The following is a 16,483-nucleotide window of genomic DNA, read 5'->3' on the forward strand; positions in this document are numbered from 1 at the left end:
TTCTTTTACCGGTTCTTTCACTTCTTCTTTCGATCCTTCAACTTCTTTTACCGGTTCCTTCACTTCTTCTTTTATTTCTTCAACTTCTTTTACCGGCTCTTTCACTTCTTCTTTTGTTCCTTCAACTTCTTTTACCGGTTCTTTCACTTCTTCTTTTGTTCCTTCAACTTCTTTTATCGGTTCTTTCACTTCTTCTTTTGTTTCTTCAACTTCTTTTACCGGTTCTTTCACTTCTTCTTTTGGTATTAATTTTTCTACTATATTCTGCATTACAATGCCACTATATAATATGCCAGTCTCATAATGATCTGCATCTAAATCAAATTCATATATTTTTTCTCCTAAAGTACGCCAAATGATTCCCTCATCAGTAAGCGTTCCACCTTCACTCTTTAGTGTAATTTTTTCAATTGGCTCTCCCTCTAAATCATATACAGAAATTTTCACTTCTTTATTTATTTCTGCATCATCCAAAATGACCTTTTGCCTTCTAACATCAATTGTTATCCACTGACCTAATTGTATTAATGGCCTTACATCACGAATCTCATTTTCAGCTAATTTTAAACTAAGTAAGTCTAGAATTGATCCAAGAACCGTTACATCTTTAATACGATTATCTGTAAGATTTAACCACTGTAAATTTTCCAATGAAGATAGTGGTGTTATATCTTCAATTTGATTATGAGATACATTCACATTATTCAATTGTTTCAAGTTTGAGATGAACTCAATATTTTTCAGGCCTACTCCTTCTAAAGTGAGTTTTTCTAAGTTCGTCATATACTCTAAACCTATTATATTTTTTATCTCATTTCCATTTTCTTTAAGTATCTCTAATTTTTTAATCTGTAATAAATCTTCTTTTGTAATAGGAGCGTTTAAATTCTCTCTACCTAAATTCTCTTTATTAATATGTTGTTGTAAAGTTTTATCGAGAATTACATTTTCCTTTTGTTCATTATCCTCTTTTATTGTTTCCTTGATTTCGTCTAATCTTTCAACAACATTTTGAATTACTGTTCCATTAAACTTAATACGGTTCTCTTCTGGCTTTATATCCAACGTAAATTCGTATGTTTTTTCACCAGTAGTCCCCCATTTAACAGAACCATTATTAACTATCCCATCTTCACTCTTCAATTGAATAGTATCAAGTGGCTCTCCTTGTAAATTATAAATAGGTATTTTAACTTCCTTATCTTTTTCTACATTATCTAAAAAGATTTTTTGTCTTTGAATATCGATATATATTCTTTTTCCTAGCTCTTGAACAGGTCTAACATCACGAATTTCATTTGAACCTAGCTTTAAATCATATAAGTCTGTTAAGTGACTAAGTGGCGTTATATCTGAAATATAGTTTTCTTCTAAATTAAGTGATTGTACAGTAGATAATCTTGATAAAGGTTCGATGTTTTCTAATTCATTTTTAGCAAGATCTAACTCTACTAATTTTTTCATTGATGTAATATGTTCAATATTCGTAAGTCCATTGTTACTTAAAGATAAGTTTTTTACATTTTTCAATTGCTCAATTCCAGCAAGGTTATCATTACTAATTTGATTATTTGCCACAGTCAAAGTCTTTAAAGATTTCACTGTAAATAATGGTTTAATATCTTTTATATAATTACTATTTAAATCTAGCATTTTAATCTTCTTCATTTGGCTTAATGGGCTTAAATCTGAGATTTTATTGTTTCTCAAAGTTAAAAACTCAATATGCTCTAACTCAGCCAAAGGTCCAATATCTTCAAGTTCACCATAGGTTATACTTAATGATTTTAATTGTCTCAATCCCGAGATAAATTTTATATTTTTTAACTTAACTTCTTCCAACTTTAAGTTTTCTAAGTTCGTCATATATTCTAGACCGCTTACGTCTTGTATTCCTTTATTTTTAGCTTCAACGACTATTAAAGATTTAACTTTTAATAAATCTTCCTTAGTTATTGGAGTATCTAGATTTTCTCTATTCAAATTATATTTATTAATATGCCTTTGTAGTTGCTTATCTACTATTACATTTCCAATTCCATCTTGTTGATCCACTTTATCCTCTTTATTTTCCTTTTGTTTTTCTGGAACATTTTTCTCTAAATTCAATGTATTTACTTCAAACTGTACTTGATACTTATTGTCATAGGCCATCGTTGGAATATAAATATGCATTTGCATATTGTATCTTTTTCCTAATTCTCCAACTTCAAATTGAATAACCTTCGTCCCATTTTTCTTTTTGTCTTCTGATATGACCTTTACATCATGAAACACACCTGGAGTGTGAATATCCTCTGTCTTCAAGTATTGAAAGAAATCACTATCACTTAACGTTGCTGTTACAATTTTCTTTCCATTCTCAATTGTTAATTTCGGATCCTTTATATAAACAGCTGCCATAGACTCTTCATTCGTTTTATCTTTATACGCTTTAATAACAGCGTCATATGTACCATCTTCTAAACCTTGTCCCGTTTTATTCGCCTCAATTGCTACTGCCGCTAAAGCAGGTGTTGAATAAACAGCAAACGGAAGTGATAACGCCGCCGCTATAATCATTGCATTTATACGTTTTCTTTTATTTTGTTTCAATTTTACATCTCCTCCGAAATATATAATTCGAAATGTAATCATTTCTCGAATAAATGATAATGATTTTCATTATCATTGTCAACTAGGAAAATAAAAAGTTTACAAAAAAAGAACCTCTTTAAAAGAGGTTATGCCATTTTCTCACCTGATTCTTCTCTAAAAAAGCTTTTCATCGCATGAAATACGTCTGCTTTCTGCTTTAAAATATAGTATCTAAAGTTTTCATCTTTAATATTTTTATAGGCTGACATGAGTGTACTATGGCGGTTATACTGATTCACTTCCCCATACCCAAACATATTACACTTCTTCATTAGCTCTTCAACAAGTTTTACACATCTAGCATTATCTGATGTTAAATTATCACCATCTGAAAAATGGAATGGATAAATATTATAGCGGTCTGGTGAATATTTATTATCGATAAGTTCGAGTGCTTTTTTGTATACAGAAGAACAAATCGTTCCGCCACTTTCTCCTTTTGAGAAAAACTCTTCCTCTGGAACTACTTTTGCCTCCGTATGATGGGCAATAAATTCAATATCTACTGTTTCATACTTTGTGCGTAAAAATCTTGTCATCCAGAAAAAGAAACTACGTGCCATATATTTCTCCCATATTCCCATCGATCCACTCGTATCCATCATCGCTAATACAACAGCTTTTGAATCTGGCTTTAATACTTCATTCCAAGTGCGGAACTTTAAGTCTTCTTGGTGAATTGGATGAAAAGATGCTTTACCACTCATTGCATTTCGTTTATATGCGGATATCATTGTTCGTTTCTTATCGATATTTCCCCATAATCCTGTTTTTCTAATGTCATTAAATTCAACATGTTCAATCCGGTTTTCATCCATTTCTTTTCTCTTTAAATTAGGCAGTTCTAACTCTCTGAAAAACGCTTGCTCTAATTCTAAAATAGAGACTTCAGCTTCATAGTAATCTTCCCCAGCTGCATCTCCTGCTCCTTGCCCTTTTCCTGGCCCTTTTTGTTTTTGACCACCTGATCCATCTCTCGCAACGACATCACCAACTTTGCTGTCACCGTTTCCTTGCCCAACATGTTTATTTTTATCATAATTGTATCTAATCTTATATTCATCTAGAGAACGAATTGGTATTTTTACAACATCCTTGCCATTAGACATAACTATACTTTCTTCTGTTACAAGATCGGGTAAATTATTCTTAATTGCCTCTTGTACTTTTTCTTGATGGCGCTGTTGGTCGTCATATCCTTTGCGATGGAGGGACCAGTTTTCCTGTGAAATCGTATAATTTGGTTGATTTTCTTCGCCCATTCCTTTCCCTCCTTACTGTAATTGTCTTCCTGTATGAACAGCAATCTATAAATTTTGTTCTGTAATGTGCAAGCTAGAATGTTTGAAAGGTAACTGCCCACAGAAAATCATCCCATAAACATTTATAACGTTTTTCATACAATACCCCGAGCATCCTAAACAAAATTTTGCCACTCACATAATAGAAAGAAATATTCAGCCACTGATAAGAAAGAAACACAATGCATTGTTGCACATATTTTTACTTTGCAACATATTGTATTGTGTTGGCTTTTTTCGTATGAATGGTTGGTTACTCTATCATATGCATATTGCAAAAATAATTGACAATAAATTCATAAAATTGCATCTTAATTTATTACATTTGGACAAGGTATGACACTTTATACACATATGAACGGATAATAAAACGCTGTCCCGCAAAATACAAGAGACAGCGTTTTGTTATCAAACTATCTGTTTAACAAGCTACCTACATAGCGTAGTAATTCATTTGCTGAAGAAGAATTATAGCCATGCTCATCAATTAAACGCGCAACAACATCATTGATTTTCTTAAGCTGATTTTCGTCCGGCGTTTTCGTTGATGTTGTAATTTTCACTATATCTTTTAAATCAGCAAATAGTTTTTTCTGAATCGCTTCACGAAGACGTTCATGTGAATTATAATCAAAGCGTTTTCCTTTACGGGCATAAGCAGAAATGCGAATTAAAATCTCTTCACGGAACGCTTTCTTAGCATTTTCTGAAATTCCAATTTGCTCTTCAATTGAGCGCATTAATTTTTCATCAGGACTCATTTCTTCTCCTGTTAACGGATCACGTAATTTCGATTTATTGCAGTATGCCTCGACGTTATCTAAGTAATTATCCATAAGCGTCTTAGCTGATTCTTCATATGAATAAACAAACGCTTTTTGTACTTCTTTCTTCGCGATTTCATCGTATTCTTTTCTCGCTAATGAGATGAAATTCATGTAACGTTCACGGTCTTCATTACTAATGGATGGATGCTGATCTAGCCCATCTTTTAAAGATCTAAGTACATCTAACGCGTTAATAGATGGTACCTCTTTTCGAATGATTGTAGACGAAATTCGGTTAATGACATAACGAGGATCAATACCCTTCATACCTTCATCTTGATATTCGCGTTGTAATTCTTCTACATCAATCGCATTATAACCTTCTACCGTTTCTCCATCATACAAACGCATCTTTTTAATTAAATCAATATCCGGACGCTTCGGATCTTTTAAACGAGTTAAAATAGTGAACATTGCTGCAACGCGAAGTGTGTGTGGTGCAATGTGAACATTCGATACATCACTTTCACGAATCATTTTTTCATAAATATGTTCTTCTTCACTTACTCGTAAATTATAAGGAACTGGCATTACAATAATTCTTGAGTGCAATGCTTCATTTTTCTTATTTGCTATAAATGAGCGATACTCTGTTTCATTCGTATGCGCTACAATTAATTCATCTGCTGAAATAAGCGCAAATCTTCCCGCTTTGAAATTCCCTTCTTGCGTAAGCGATAATAAGTGCCATAAAAACTTCTCATCGCATTTTAACATCTCTTGGAACTCCATCATTCCTCGGTTTGCCTTATTTAATTCTCCATCAAATCGATACGCACGCGGATCTGATTCTGAACCATATTCTGCAATCGTAGAAAAGTCCAGACTACCTGTTAAATCTGCAATATCCTGTGATTTTGGATCAGACGGGCTAAATGTACCAATCCCTGTACGGCGATCTTCCGAGAAGAAAATACGCTCTACAACTACATCCTCAATTCTTGATCCGTATTCTTGCTCTAAACGCATGACATTTAGTGGTGATAAATTCCCTTCAATTCTAACCCCATACTCATCAAAGAAATCATCTCGTAAATGATGTGGAATTAAATGCAGTGGATCCTCGTGCATTGGGCATCCTTTAATTGCAAAAATTGCTCCGCGATCTGTTCTTGAATATGTTTCTAATCCTCGTTTCAACATTGTAACTAACGTTGATTTCCCTCCACTAACAGGACCCATTAATAATAAAATTCTTTTTCTAACATCTAATCGTTTTGCAGATGGATGAAAATATTCCTCTACAAGACGTTCTAGAGCATCCTCTAATCCAAAGAGCTGATTACTAAAGAAGTTATACTTTCTTCTACCATCAACTTCTTCAATTCCAGCATCTTTTATCATATTGTAAATGCGAGAGTGTGCTGTTTGAGCCACCCATGGTCTTTCTTTCACAAGCTCCAAATACTCCGCAAACGTACCTTCCCATTGTAAACGTTCTTCTGCTGCTCGATGCTGTTCAATCTTTTTTAGAATATCCATTATAGCTCCTCCCCCATCTCCTTGTTCAATCGGATTATTATAAAAGGTATGCTAGGATGTCCTTAAACATTCTTTAAATCAAAACGAAATATATAATAGCACACTAAAATTCTCTCCAAAATTCAAAGAAAATTCTGTATAATATAGGTATTAACATTTTTACACTGCTATTCATTATAAATAAATTCTTTTCTTCTAAGAACCTTACATACATTTTGGATAATAAATAAAACTCATGAACCGAAAAAAGTAAGGAGGATATTAGTATGAAATTATTATTAATTTTAGGTGTATCACTCACATTTCTTACAGCTATTTTTACATCCGGTTACAATGACAAACCAGGTACACATAAAAAATGATGTGCTTTTAGCACATCATTTTTTATTTATAATACATATTTTCCATATCATATTTGGATAGTGGTCGGCTATAATAATAGCCTTGTACAAGCTTCACATTCTTTTCTTTCAAAAACTGTATTTGCTCCTTTTTTTCTACTCCTTCTGCAATTACATTTAATTCTAAAGTATGAGCTAAATGAATAATTGCAGCTGTAATATTCGTATCACGTTCATCTATATGTATACCTTCCATAAAAGAACGATCAATTTTTAAAGTATCAATTGGATATGTTTTTAAATAACTTAAAGATGAATAGCCTGTTCCAAAATCATCTAAATGAATCTTTAAATTTTTCTCTTTTAATTGTAGTAACACTCTCTTCGATATATCTTTATGTATAAGAGCTCCTTCTGTAACCTCTATCGCTAATAAATGAGTTGGTACATTGTACTTATTTAAAGCCCGTGTAATCATCTCTATTAATGTAATAGAACGAAAGTGTCTAGCTGAAATATTAACTGCAATTGGGACCACATCATACCCTTTATTTAACCATTCGCGCAATTGCTGACACACTTGATTTACTACCCATTCATCCAGCTTAATAATAAATCCTGTTCTTTCTGCCAACGGAATAAATTGGTTTGGAGAAACAAATCCTAATTCCTTATTCTCCCACCTTATTAAAGCTTCCATACTAGCTATTTTTTTCGTTTCAATATTAATTTGTGGCTGATAATATAAGAAAAATTCATTTTTTTCTATAGCACGGTGCAACTGGTTTTCTATTATAAACCTTTGTTCACGCTCACAGTCTAATCCACTACAATAAAAATGATAGTGTCCTTTTCCTTTTTCTTTTGCTTTTTCTAAAGCAGCATCGACTCTCTGAAATAGTATTTTTTCATCTTCTCCATCTGCTGGAGCCATTACAATTCCAATTGACGCACTTAAATATACATCTTCTTCTTCGATTACAAAATATTCACTAATATTTTTCAGTATGCTTTTTGCAATTTCCTCTACATATTCTTTCGTTATATTTTCTATCAACATAACAAATTGATCATCGTGTTCTCTAAATAAGTGCATATCTTCTATTTTTAGATTGCTTAAACATTCTGTAACTTTTTGTAATACTTTATCTCCCTCTTTATGACCAAATGTATCATTAATACGATGAAACTCATCTAAATCTATAAATACAAGTGCAAAATTTACACTCTCATTTAAAAAAGTATTTAACTTATTTGTACATGAAATTCTATTCATTAATCCCGTTAACTGGTCATAGTAAGCTAAATATTCTGTTCGCATTTCGTTTAATACTTGCCTTGTAACATCTCTCGTAACAATATAAATCCCAACAATTTCACCGTTCACAATAATCGGGATAGTTCTCAAAGAAATATATAGCTCGTACCCTTCTTTATGAACATATTTCTTTGAAACAATTTGTTTTGCTTTTCCTTGCATCGATCCCTTAAATATAATTTGAAAATCTTTTTCATATTCTTTATTAATGAATTCAAAAATAAATTTATTATTTAATTCCTCATACCGGTATCCAAATATTTCATACGTTGCCGGATTTGCATATGTAACTCTCCCTATAGAATCTATAGATATAATTGAGTCATTATTATATTCCAGTAACGACTTAAATAACATTTGTTTTTCCTCTATCTCTGTCTTCTCCTCAATTTGAGCTGTAATATCTCTTGTAATACAAATAACAAATTGACATATTCCTTCTTCGTCGCAGACAGGATTAAGTGAAGATTCATAGTGTATCTCACCTTTTGGTAAATTGACTACATCACAAAAGGTGTGTGCTTTCGCTTCTCTCACTACTTTTGCATATTGCCTTTGCAATATCCCCGCTATATCTTTTGGTAATACTTCTGCAAAGGTTTTTCCATAGCACTCTTCGCTTAACCTAGCATAATCCATTCCTATTTTATTCACATACATATATTGAAACGTTTCATTATCAATAACTTTCAATATGAATACTAAATCTTGAATAGCATGTAATAATCCTTGTCTAATTAAATCCATATCTATCATACTTAAAAAGGTATTTTGATTACTATATTCTTCCTTCATATTTATCTCAACCCGTCTTATCTATTTTTAATCATATATCCCATTCTATATGATTATGTCCTCTCTTTTAAATGTATGATTATATATTATTTTTATTTTATAAAAAAAAGTCGCCATATGGCGACTTTTAATAAACGATTTCTAAATCTAATCCAGGGTAATTTTGTTGACGGAACGCTTCATAAATTAAAATTGCTGCTGTATTAGATAAATTTAATGAACGTACTTTATCTGTCATTGGAATACGTAAACAATGATCAAAGTTTTCTTCGATTACATTAGCTGGTAAGCCGTTTGTTTCTCTTCCAAATACAAAATAGTAATCCTTCTCGCGCTTGCTATAGTCAAACGCTGTATGAGCTTTCTCGCCATACTTTGTTAAATAGAAGAATTCACCGTCTTTATTTTTTTCATAAAATTCTTCAATTGAATCATAGTACGTAATTTTTACGTGCTGCCAATAATCTAATCCTGCACGCTTTAACATTTTATCATCCGTTGAAAATCCAAGCGGTCTAATCAAATGTAATTCTGTTCCAGTTGCTGCACAAGTACGAGCAATATTCCCTGTATTTGCTGGAATTTCTGGCTGATATAAAACAACATGTACTCCCACGCGATATTCACCTCTGTTTTTTGTCTACTACGTATTATACCACTTGAGCGAAAAATCTCTACCCATTAATAATATGAAAGAATTTATATTTCATTTGTGGTGTATATTTACTAGAGTCTTCATAGTTCCAATAACGTCGACGGCTATTCGCTGAATGTGCATTTACAAGCGGCATACCATCTGCATCTTTTGCTACTACAATCGTCGTATGATTCCATCTTCCGTCATCCTCGAAATCATAAGCAATGACATCTCCAAGAATAAGTTCTTCTGGCCTCTCTACCGCCTCTGCTCGAAGTCCTGTTGTAGCACCTGACAAATACCAATAAAAAGAATGTGCAACAGCCCAGCTCCAGCTCCACTGATTCTCCCTTTGCCACCATCCTTTACGAATATTAGGATATCCGCTCATAGGTACTTCTCCAGTATGAAGACATTGAGAAATGAAATTCGTACAATTATCAGGGAAATTACGATACATAGGATTTCGGTCATCCCACCAACGCTCTGCATATTTCACTGCCTCTAAACGATTATACTGATAAGAACCGTACTTCTCTTTCGTAATTTCCCTTTCTAATGTCTCACCCATTCTAATTTCTTCTGACACTTCAATAGCATAATCGCCTATAATCCGACTATTATTTAAACAAACTCTTCGTTTTAATTGTTCCTCTTCAATATAAAATAATTCTTTATGCTTAATTAAATATTTAAAATGTATTTGATAATCAATTTCTTGATGGTCATTACTATTTAATTGTCTAATGAAAGAAACATCCGCAGTTGCTTTCACTATATGTGCACTACGTCTTTGAAACAATTGTTTCTTTCTCAGTGCCATTTGTAGTAAATCCTCAGCAATACCATCCACATTCGTTCTTTTCTCCGTTATATATGCTAAAAATTGTTGTACTTGGTTTTCAATCTTCGTTTTTACAACCATTCTGTCTCCCTCCCATATTACAATATGAAAAAGGGAAATATTATCTACTCTTTTTTCTGTGCTAACAATTCAAGCCCGCGATTCATTTCATGAAGCACTTCTTCATCTTTCTCACGTTCCATCGCTTTCTCAATCGCTTCGCCTACTCCATCTCCGCCAATTTTCCCAAGTGCCCATGCTGCCGTTCCGCGTAGTACTGGTCTTGGGTCATCTTTCATAACACCAATTAAATCAGGAATTGCCGATGCTTCTTTAAAATGTGCTAATGCTAAAATCGCATTTCTTTGCAGTGGCTTTTTCCCTCTCCATGACCCTGACATAATCCCATATTTCTCTTTAAAATCACGATTACTAATTGTTAAAAGTGGCGTTAATAATGGTTTAACTAGCTCAGGATCCGGCTCCATCTCAGGATGATTATGAAAATCCATTCCTTTGTTTTTCGGGCAAACAGTCTGACACGTATCACATCCATATATACGATTTCCTATTTTATCGCGATATTCTTCAGGTAGGAATCCTTTCGTCTGTGTTAAAAACGCAATGCACTTCTTCGAATCTAACTGTCCCCCCTGTATTAAAGCACCGGTAGGACAAATATCGATACATTTCGTACAGCCCCCGCATTGATCTTCTATCGGCTTATCTGGCGGGAATGGAACATTTGTAATCATTTCCCCTAAGTATACGTACGAACCAAATTCAGGTGTAATAATAGAGCAGTTTTTACCGCTCCATCCAATGCCTGCACGCTCTGATACAGCTCGATCACTTAATTCACCTGTATCAACCATGGACTTCACTTCTATATCCGGAAGTTTTTCAATTAAATATGCTTCTAATTTTTGCAAACGATCTCGTAAAACAAGATGATAATCTTGTCCCCAAGAAGCACGACAAAAAATCCCACGGCGTTCTCCACGCTTACTTAATGGTGCATTTTTTAATTTTGAAGGATATGCTAAAGCAATCGCAATAATTGATTTAGCACCCGGTAATAACAGTTGCGGATTCGTTCTCTTCTCTATATCAGGCTCTTCAAATCCAGATTGATAATTTAATTGTTGTTGCTGGATTAAGCGCTGCTTTAATTCCTCAAAAGGAGAAGCACTCGCAAAGCCTATTTTATCTATGCCAATTGTTTTACTATACGCAATTACATCTTGCTTTAATTGTTCAAAATCCACTCTTAATCGCCTCCTCAGATGAATCCATCCCTTATGTAACGACTCTATTGGTTAGTAATTCACTTTTGGAATACTATTATTTACTTCTATTTTCGCATGTAATTAGGTTTTTCAAACATTAAAAAACGCAATGCCTCGTTTATCTCGGAAACGAAACACTGCGTTGATCACAATTTATAGAAAAACATTTAATAAAATTTGGAGCGGGTGAAGAGAATCGAACTCTCGACCAGAGCTTGGAAGGCTCTTGTTTTACCACTAAACTACACCCGCAAATATGAATTACATATAAGATATTAGAATAACTTATGTAAAGTAGTATAGCATGTAAAAAAAGTAGAGGCAAGAATTTTATCGAAAAAAGTCGAAAAAGTGATGAGAGACCTCATCACTTTTTCAATTCTTTATCAATTGCCTTCTTCATACTATCGAAATCAGGGTTTGCAAGATTTCCGTTTACATATACAGAAGGAGCACCTTGAACTTTTAATTTTTGAGCACGATCTGAATCTTTACGTACTTTTTCTTTAATGTCTTTACTGTGTAAATCTTTCTTAAATTGCTCTACATCAACTTTTGGAAGTTTCTCTTTCACAATGCTAAGAAGCAAATCTTCTGTAATCCATTCTTCCGTATCTTTCTTTTGATTTTGATAAATCTCATCATAGAAGATCCAGAATGAATCTTTATCTTGTTTATAAATTGCTTCACCAGCTGCTGCACCTAAATCCGAGTCTTTTCCGATAAATGGGAAGTTAATAAAATATAACTGCACTTTGCCTTTATCAATATACTCTTCTTTTAATCGAGGTAATACTGTTACATCCCAAGTACGACAAGCAGGACATTTAAAGTCTCCAAATTCAACTACCTTAACTGGAGCATCATCTTTCCCTAAAGATTGTTGCGTAGAATAAGCAAACATCTCATTCCCTTTATCTTTTTTGTCATTTATGATGCTATACGCAATTGTTCCAATTACAATCAATACTGCGATAGAAAAAACTATACCAAGAGCCATGAGTTTATTTGATTTCATATACATTCCTCTTTAAATTCATATTCTGTATACAGCATTGTACACAATACACATAATATCAACACTTATATACGTCACGCAATGAACACGCTCACATAAATTACAAAAACACAATAATTGTGACGATATTGTGTCACAATTTGTCACAATTTATTCAAAAAAAGAAGCTCCTCTGTAGGAACTTCTCTTAACTTACTGCTTTTTTACGCGCGCTATTTAACATCGACTGCTCTATTTTTATATCATGACGAATTACTAATTTCTCACTAACTGCTTGAACATACTCATCATGGCTTATATAGCCTTCTTTCTCCATTAGTCTCAAAACGACATTTCGTCTCTCTACTGCTTTATCATAGTTTTGGGCAGGTGAGTAATAAGCAGGTGCTTTTACTACAGCAGCCATCATTGCACTTTCAGCCAACGTTAATTGGTTCACCTTTTTACCGAAGTAAAGGTTTGCTGCTTTTTCAATTCCCCACGCTCCTTCTCCATAATAAATATTACTTACATATAATTTTAAAATTTCATCCTTCGTAAATGTGCGTTCAATTTTTTTCGTATAAAAAATCTCTTTCCACTTACGAGAAAATGTACGTTCATTTGTTAAAAAGGCATTTTTAGATAGCTGTTGTGTAATCGTGCTTCCTCCTTGCACGACACCACCAGCCTTTATATTCTCAACTGAGGCTCTAATAATTGCTATATAATCTAAACCGTTATGATGATAAAATCTTTTATCTTCTGTCGCAATAAATGCATGTGTTAATGATTCTGGCACCTCTAACTTAGCCGGTACATGTAATTTACTAATATCACTTTTCTCAATCATTACATTTCCAATGAATAATAACGTACAACTTAACAATAATAATAATATAATGGCTTTATAAAAAAGTTTAGTCATTGGATTTAATGCAACTTTTTGATGATAGTTCACCCTAGATAATACTCGTTCTTTCATCTTGAACACCTCTTTTCCACACAGCATATAACTCTTACTTTAAGAATACATTGTTGTAAAAAAATATCCCATCGATTTCTCTTACACGTACCTTACATCATTGTAAGGTATAAAGTGGAACTTTAATGAGCCCTCATCAATCAGGCTTACTGTCCAGCAAATAGTGGGATAAAAAAGTATTGTATCACAGTATTTTTTTATCTACTATTCATCTGAAATATTGAATATAGGTTATGTTAAAGCACGAATAACCAATAAAAGAGAAACCCTTAAGACTATTATATTTTCACTTTACACTTTAATTATATCATCTACAAATATATATACTTTTGACTATCTAGTAATCTAAATGTATATAACATATAGATTTATTATGCAGAACAAACGTTCTAAAAATCAATACTAGTGCTATTATTATTTTGACCTTTTTCTTAAACAGTATACAAAAAAGAGTAGTGATTCGAATGTATCTCAAATCGGCTACTCTTTTCTTTACAATCTTCCTATTAAATTATACGGCTGTACTTCCCACGTTTCATACGGAATAAAATGTGTTGCTCTCATTGCATCAAGCGTTCTGGATTTCATATGAGGACGCGTTATATACTCATCTATGTTCTCTTCATTTAAATCAACAAATTTAGCCTCTTGTATCTCTTCAGGTTGAGTTTTTATTTCACCACTTATATATGCTACTTTAAAAACAACAGCTAGAATATGCATAGAGGTATTATAATAAACCCCTGTAATTCCGATAGGCTTCACCGTTAACCCTGTTTCCTCTTTTATTTCCCTACAGACAGCTTGATCGAGCGCTTCGCCTTCTTCTACCTGTCCTCCTGGCAACTCCCACGTATCAGCTCGCCAGTGCACTTTTGTTAATAACACTTCATTTTTTTCATTTTTTAAATAACCTGCTACAGCAACTATATGCTTTGGTGTCTTATGTTCCATATTAAGCCTCCTAGAGATAATGAATATTTTATATATCCCTATAATCATATTCACTACCTACAACAAAATACCTTTAATACTTCATCACCTTAATTAACTTCATAAAAAAAGACCCTATCCGCTAAGCGAAAAGGGTCATCTATCGTATTACTCTCCTAAGTCTACGTTGTGATAAACTTGTTGAACATCTTCCAAATCTTCTAATGCATCAACCATTTTCTCAAATTGTGCTTGAGCATCTTCAGGAAGTGTTACATCACTTTGTGCAAGCATTGTTAATTCTGCAACTGTAAACTCCTCAACGCCAGCACCTTTAAGTGCAGATTGTACTGCATGGAATTGATCTGGTTCAGCATACACGATAACAGAATCTTCTTCTTCTAGAATGTCACGTGCATCTACATCTGCTTCCATTAAAATTTCAAGAACTTCATCTGATGTTTTACCTTCAAGACCGATAACAGCTGTCGCATCAAACATGTAAGCTACAGAACCGTTCACACCCATATTACCACTATTTTTGCTAAATGCAGCTCGTACATCTGCTGCAGTACGGTTTACGTTATTTGTAAGTGTATCTACAATAACCATAGCTCCATTTGGTCCGAATCCTTCATAACGAAGCTCGTCATAATTTTCTTCTGAACCGCCTTTTGCTTTTTCAACTGCACGATCAATAATTGTTCTTGGAACATTGTATGTTTTCGCACGCTCTAATACAACTCTTAGCGCTTGGTTTGATTCTGGATCTGGCTCGCCTTGTTTTGCTGCCACATAAATTTCACGCCCAAATTTCGCGTATATACGGCTTGTATTTGCATCTTTTGATGCTTTTTTGTCTTTAATATTGTTCCATTTACGGCCCATACTTTCCACTCTCTTTCCCGTTTTAAATCTACATAAAAATATTAATATGAAATATAATGTGTGTTCAACACATTTTTAAAAGAAATATAAAAAGTTCATTTTTGATTCATATTACAGACATAATATAAATCACTATCATTTTGTTCTTTCGACAAGTTATATTATACATGAATTCCTACGTTTATTACGAATTTTAAAAGCACATAGTATAATTTAACAAAAAGACTCTAACATTTCTGTTAGAGTCTTTTTATATTGCTGACACCTATTTCCATAATATTCTCATAATTACTTTCTATTGTTGTATAATACAAAATAGGGAAAAATTTGAAGAAAAGAGAGAGGGAGAATTATGACACATTCAAATGAGAAAAAAGCACATAGTCTTAAAGGGATAGAAGAAAAGTTAAACCCAACTATCTATCAAGTGAGATTCATGAAATTAGATGAACCAATTCAATTTGAGTCGTTCCCTGAATTAAAAGATTTAGGGGACTGGTTAAGTACTTCAACGCATATGTGGGCATGCCACTCAACTATGTATAAGTACAACAGAGAAGGGTTTGAAAAGAAGTTTTTAGAGGTTACAAACTTAACCGTTGATAATGTACTAATATCTACTGGTGATATCGGATTTAACTTCATGTCACCGGGGTGGAGAAATTCTCTCTAGAGTACTCGAAAGAAATATTGTATATACAATATTTTTTCTGCTTATTTTGTCATGTAATGAAAAGAAAACAAAAAAGCTCTATACTAATCGTATAGAGCTTTTTTACGCCGTTCATGATACCGATGGTCGGGGTCGAACCGACACTCCCGAAGGAACACGATTTTGAGTCGTGCGCGTCTGCCAATTCCGCCACATCGGCACAAAAGAAAAGGCGGCAACCGGATTTGAACCGGTGATAAAGGTTTTGCAGACCTCTGCCTTACCACTTGGCTATGCCGCCATATAAAATTTATTGGAGCGGAAGACGGGATTCGAACCCGCGACCCCAACCTTGGCAAGGTTGTATTCTACCACTGAACTACTTCCGCAAAAATGGCTGGGCTAGCTGGATTCGAACCAGCGCATGACGGAGTCAAAGTCCGTTGCCTTACCGCTTGGCTATAGCCCATCGAATCCTTACTTAATTATATGTAAGTATCCATTAGATTATTTGTAATTTTTAAAATAAAAATGGGGCGACTGATGGGAATCGAACC

General features: G+C 33.5%; 12 protein-coding genes and 5 tRNA genes. 1 reads left to right on the top strand and 16 read right to left on the bottom strand.

Annotated elements, in window-relative coordinates; translation table 11 throughout:
• From HMPREF2590_RS25910 to HMPREF2590_RS25975, 12 genes are all read right to left on the bottom strand, one after another.
• Nucleotides 1-2,595: NEAT domain-containing protein (locus HMPREF2590_RS25910; RefSeq protein WP_070861618.1), on the bottom strand; the 2,595-nt coding region annotated here is incomplete at its 3' end.
• Nucleotides 2,596-2,723: 128 nt separating this feature from the next.
• Complete coding sequence (gene yhbH / locus HMPREF2590_RS25915) at nt 2,724-3,899, bottom strand: sporulation protein YhbH (RefSeq protein WP_000503518.1); 1,176 nt, start codon at nt 3,897-3,899, stop codon at nt 2,724-2,726.
• Between the two features lie 452 nt (nt 3,900-4,351).
• Nucleotides 4,352-6,247 carry a PrkA family serine protein kinase gene (locus tag HMPREF2590_RS25925; RefSeq protein ID WP_000353273.1) on the bottom strand — a complete coding sequence of 632 codons (1,896 nt, stop codon included), beginning with the start codon at nt 6,245-6,247 and terminating at the stop codon, nt 4,352-4,354.
• A gap of 384 nt (nt 6,248-6,631) precedes the next feature.
• On the bottom strand, nt 6,632-8,701 hold the full coding sequence (locus tag HMPREF2590_RS25935; protein WP_000657167.1) for a sensor domain-containing protein: 2,070 nt from the start codon (nt 8,699-8,701) through the stop codon (nt 6,632-6,634).
• Nucleotides 8,702-8,828: 127 nt separating this feature from the next.
• Entirely contained in the window at nt 8,829-9,317 is a 489-nt protein-coding gene (trmL, locus tag HMPREF2590_RS25940) for a tRNA (uridine(34)/cytosine(34)/5-carboxymethylaminomethyluridine(34)-2'-O)-methyltransferase TrmL (protein WP_000538147.1), read from the bottom strand.
• Between the two features lie 58 nt (nt 9,318-9,375).
• Entirely contained in the window at nt 9,376-10,263 is an 888-nt protein-coding gene (locus HMPREF2590_RS25945; protein ID WP_000260592.1) for an amidase domain-containing protein, read from the bottom strand.
• Nucleotides 10,264-10,307: 44 nt separating this feature from the next.
• Entirely contained in the window at nt 10,308-11,450 is a 1,143-nt protein-coding gene (gene queG, locus HMPREF2590_RS25950) for a tRNA epoxyqueuosine(34) reductase QueG (RefSeq protein WP_000345215.1), read from the bottom strand.
• Between the two features lie 199 nt (nt 11,451-11,649).
• Nucleotides 11,650-11,723 (bottom strand) — tRNA-Gly (locus HMPREF2590_RS25955).
• A 115-nt stretch (nt 11,724-11,838) separates the two neighbouring features.
• A complete protein-coding gene (locus tag HMPREF2590_RS25960; RefSeq protein ID WP_000841306.1) occupies nt 11,839-12,489 on the bottom strand; it encodes a DsbA family protein in 651 nt (216 codons plus the stop codon).
• Between the two features lie 187 nt (nt 12,490-12,676).
• Nucleotides 12,677-13,453 (bottom strand): transglycosylase domain-containing protein, encoded by a 777-nt coding sequence (locus tag HMPREF2590_RS25965; RefSeq protein WP_000664715.1) that lies wholly within the window; start codon nt 13,451-13,453, stop codon nt 12,677-12,679.
• A gap of 492 nt (nt 13,454-13,945) precedes the next feature.
• On the bottom strand, nt 13,946-14,407 hold the full coding sequence (locus HMPREF2590_RS25970; RefSeq protein WP_030022907.1) for an NUDIX hydrolase: 462 nt from the start codon (nt 14,405-14,407) through the stop codon (nt 13,946-13,948).
• Between the two features lie 147 nt (nt 14,408-14,554).
• A complete protein-coding gene (locus HMPREF2590_RS25975; RefSeq protein WP_000532952.1) occupies nt 14,555-15,274 on the bottom strand; it encodes a YebC/PmpR family DNA-binding transcriptional regulator in 720 nt (239 codons plus the stop codon).
• Nucleotides 15,275-15,626: 352 nt separating this feature from the next.
• Here HMPREF2590_RS25975 and HMPREF2590_RS25980 point away from each other — a divergent pair, with 352 nt between their 5' ends.
• Complete coding sequence (locus HMPREF2590_RS25980; protein ID WP_050821578.1) at nt 15,627-15,947, top strand: DUF3884 family protein; 321 nt, start codon at nt 15,627-15,629, stop codon at nt 15,945-15,947.
• Between the two features lie 117 nt (nt 15,948-16,064).
• Here HMPREF2590_RS25980 and HMPREF2590_RS25985 read toward each other — a convergent pair.
• The 4 genes from HMPREF2590_RS25985 to HMPREF2590_RS26000 form a co-directional block, all read right to left on the bottom strand.
• Nucleotides 16,065-16,146: transfer RNA gene (locus tag HMPREF2590_RS25985), tRNA-Leu, on the bottom strand.
• A 10-nt stretch (nt 16,147-16,156) separates the two neighbouring features.
• Nucleotides 16,157-16,227: transfer RNA gene (locus HMPREF2590_RS25990), tRNA-Cys, on the bottom strand.
• A 13-nt stretch (nt 16,228-16,240) separates the two neighbouring features.
• Nucleotides 16,241-16,315: transfer RNA gene (locus HMPREF2590_RS25995), tRNA-Gly, on the bottom strand.
• 5 nt (nt 16,316-16,320) lie between these two features.
• Nucleotides 16,321-16,395 (bottom strand) — tRNA-Gln (locus tag HMPREF2590_RS26000).
• Nucleotides 16,396-16,483: the final 88 nt, after the last annotated feature.

The organism is Bacillus sp. HMSC036E02 (assembly GCF_001836235.1).
GTDB classification, from domain to species: domain Bacteria; phylum Bacillota; class Bacilli; order Bacillales; family Bacillaceae_G; genus Bacillus_A; species Bacillus_A cereus.

Coding starts and splice junctions, on each gene's coding strand:
- HMPREF2590_RS25975 (WP_000532952.1), bottom strand. CDS start 15,274: ATGGGCCGTAAATGGAACAATATTAAAGACAAAAAAGCATCAAAAGAT.
- yhbH (WP_000503518.1), bottom strand. CDS start 3,899: ATGGGCGAAGAAAATCAACCAAATTATACGATTTCACAGGAAAACTGG.
- HMPREF2590_RS25960 (WP_000841306.1), bottom strand. CDS start 12,489: ATGAAATCAAATAAACTCATGGCTCTTGGTATAGTTTTTTCTATCGCA.
- HMPREF2590_RS25945 (WP_000260592.1), bottom strand. CDS start 10,263: ATGGTTGTAAAAACGAAGATTGAAAACCAAGTACAACAATTTTTAGCA.
- HMPREF2590_RS25935 (WP_000657167.1), bottom strand. CDS start 8,701: ATGAAGGAAGAATATAGTAATCAAAATACCTTTTTAAGTATGATAGAT.
- HMPREF2590_RS25980 (WP_050821578.1), top strand. CDS start 15,627: ATGACACATTCAAATGAGAAAAAAGCACATAGTCTTAAAGGGATAGAA.
- HMPREF2590_RS25925 (WP_000353273.1), bottom strand. CDS start 6,247: ATGGATATTCTAAAAAAGATTGAACAGCATCGAGCAGCAGAAGAACGT.
- HMPREF2590_RS25965 (WP_000664715.1), bottom strand. CDS start 13,453: ATGAAAGAACGAGTATTATCTAGGGTGAACTATCATCAAAAAGTTGCA.
- HMPREF2590_RS25970 (WP_030022907.1), bottom strand. CDS start 14,407: ATGGAACATAAGACACCAAAGCATATAGTTGCTGTAGCAGGTTATTTA.